The organism is Actinosynnema sp. (assembly GCF_052038725.1).
On record NZ_JBQGCX010000524.1, the window covers coordinates 1 to 3,164 of the forward strand.

Consider the following 3,164-nt stretch of genomic DNA (forward strand, 5'->3'; position numbering starts at 1 on the left):
AGGGCGGGTTGGCGGCGCTGCCGGGGGTCACGGCCGGGAACATACTCAGCGAACTGCCCGTGACGTGCGCCTTTCCGCGCCGTGAACCCTCGAACGGACCAGTGGCGCTCAGTGGAACCACCCTGTTCGGTCCGCCGTTCACCCGCTCCAATGACAGCGGGTGAAACAGCAACCACCGGGAGTCGCCGTGCTCATCCGAACCCTCGCACTGGCACTGGTCCTCATCACCCCCCCCGTCCAGGCGTCCCCCGTCGGGGGACACCAGGCGCGCCCCGCCCACGCAGGCGAAGCGTCATCCCGCTCGGCGCGGTCCCAGCCACACCCCGACCTCTCCGATCTCCCCGACGTCCCCGACCTCCCCGACCTCGCCACCGCCGCCTCGCGCGAGCACCTGGAGACCGACCGCGCGGCCCGCCCGGTCGCGCCCGGCGTCGAGCTGACCTCGTTCGACTGGTACCGCGCGGACGGCTGGGTCCGCGGCGACGCCCTCACCGTCGACCTGGCGGGCGGCACGAAGGTCGACTACCTCGACCCCGGTTCCGTCACGGCAGCCGCGCCGCTGTCCGAGCAGGCGGACCGCACCCGCGCGGTCGCGGCGGTGAACGGCGACTTCTTCGACATCAACAACTCCGGGGCCCCCGAGGGCGCGGCCGTGCGCGACGGCGTCCCGGTCAAGTCCGCCTCGCCCGGTCGTGAACGCGCGGTGGGCGTCGACGCGGCGGGCGTCGGCCGGGTGATGGAGGTGCTGTTCAGCGGCACGGCCGCGCTGCCCGGTGGTGACCTCGCGCTGAACCGCCTCAACAGCGCGGAACTGGAACGTGATGGCGTCGCCCTCTTCACCCCGCTGTGGGGTGACTACACCCGTTCGCGGACCGTGCGCGACGCGCAGCGCGTGCGGGAGGTGGTGGTGCGCCACGACGTCGTGACCGAGGTGCGGGACGCGGTCGGCGCGGACCGGGTGCCCGAGGACGGTTACGTGCTGCTGGGCCGCGAAGCGGGCGCGACCGCGCTGGCGGTCGCGCCCGGTGACCACCTGTCCGTGCGGTACGCGACCCGTGCGGGTGATGGGGGTTCCGCGCCGAGGGCCGCGATCGGCGGCGACCAGGTGCTGCTGCGCGACGGCGAGGTGGTCGCCCCGGACGACGCGTCGCACCCGCGCACCGCCGTGGGCTTCTCGGCCGACGGCAAGCGGATGTTCCTCCTCACCGTGGACGGCAGGCAGTCCGCGCACCTGCTCGGCCTGAACCTCAAGGACGTGGCCGAGGCGCTGCGGGACCTGGGCGCGCACAACGCCCTGAACCTGGACGGCGGCGGGTCGAGCACGCTGGTGGCCCGCGAACCGGGTGGTGACGCCGTCCACCTGGAGAACACCCCCTCGGACGGCGGGCAGCGGCCGGTCCCGAACGGGCTCGCGCTGTACGCGCCCCGCGGCAGCGGTCGCCTGACCGGGTTCTGGGTGACCACGGCGACCGACCCGCGCACGGCCCCGACCGCGGGCGCGGTGCCCGGTGGCCGCCCCGACCGGGTGTTCCCCGGCCTCACCCGGAAGATGGTGGCGCAGGGCTACGACGAGACCTACGGCCCGGTCGCCGACGAGCGACCGGTGTGGACGTCCACGAACCCGCTCGTCGGCAGGGCCAGCGGGAACGGCGTGTTCCGCGCCGCGGCGGCGGGGACGACGCGGGTCATCGCCCGCCAGAACCGGATCGAGGGCTCCCAGGACCTGACCGTGCTCGGCGCGCTGGAGCGGTTGTCGGCCACCAGCGGTCGGGTGAGCCTGCCCGACGTCGGCGCGGGCGCGCGGGTCGGGATCGTCGGCTACGACCACAGCGGTTTCAGCGCACCGGTCGAACCCTCGGACCTGGCCCTGTCCTACGACCACTCCGTGCTCGAAGTCGGTGAGGACGAGGGCGCACTGCTGGTGACCGCCCGCGCCCCCGGCTCCACCACCATCGAGGTCACCGTTCAGGGGCGCACCACCCGCGTACCGGTCACCGTGGGCACCGAGGAGCGCCTGCTGGCCGGTTTCGACGACGCCGCGCGCTGGACGTTCGGCTCCGCGCGCGGTTCCGGCTCGGTCTCCCCGACCCCGGACGGCCACACCGGCCAGGGTCTGGCGCTGCGCTACGACTTCACCCAGTCCACGGGCACCCGGACGGCGTACGCGAACCCACCGCAGGCACTGGAGGTGCCGGGAAAACCACTGGCCCTGAGCGCGTGGGTGCGCGCGGCAGGCCGGGGCGAGTGGACGGCCTTCACCGTCGTGGACGCCCAGGGCCTCACCCGGTCGCTGTACGGCCCGCACCTCACCTGGGACGGCTGGCAACGGCTGGAGGTGCCGGTGCCCGGAGAGCTGGCGTTCCCGATCAAGGTGACACGCTTCTACACGATCGAGACCGCCGCCGACCGCCAGTACGCGGGCGAGGTCGTGGTGGACGACATCACCGCCGTGGTCCCGCCCGACGCCGAACCGCCACCGCGCGAGGTGGTGCGCGACGACGTGGTGGTGCGCGACGGCACCGTCGACGGCAGCCCGTGGCGGTTCGCGGTCATGTCCGACGCCCAGTTCGTGGCCCGCGCCCCGGACAGCGAGCTGGTGCGGGCGGCGCGGCGGACGCTGCGCGAGGTCAGGGCGGAGCGACCGGACTTCGTGGTGATCAACGGGGACCTGGTGGACGAGGCCGCGCCGGAGGACCTGGCGCTGGCCAGGCGGGTGCTGACCGAGGAGCTGGGCGACGCGGTGCCGTGGTTCTACGTGCCGGGCAACCACGAGGTGATGGGGCCGGGCACGATCGACAACTTCCGCCGCGAGTTCGGGTCGACGACCCGCGTGCTCGACCACCGGCGCACGAGGTTCGTGCTGCTGGACACCTCGCTGGGCACGCTGCGCGCAGGCGGGTACGCGCAGGTCGCGGCACTGCGGAGGGCGCTGGACGAGCACGGGGCGGTGGACTCGGTGGTGGTCCTGGAGCACCACCCGACCCGCGATCCGGGCCCGCTGCGCACCAGCGAGCTGTCCGACCGGATGGAGGCGGCGCTGGTGGAGCGCTGGCTGGCCGACTTCCGGTCGTCCACCGGCAAGCCGGCGGCGTTCGTGGGCGCGCACGCGGGCCTGTTCGCGGCGTCGCGGGTGGTCGGCGTCCCCTACCTGGTCAACGGGAACT

General features: G+C 74.2%; 1 protein-coding gene. It reads left to right on the top strand.

Annotated features, from left to right (window positions below; all coding sequences use genetic code 11):
* Positions 1-187 precede the first annotated feature (187 nt).
* The coding region (locus ACTUAL_RS10560) for a phosphodiester glycosidase family protein (RefSeq protein ID WP_440900129.1) at positions 188-3,164 on the top strand (2,977 nt) is incomplete at its 3' end.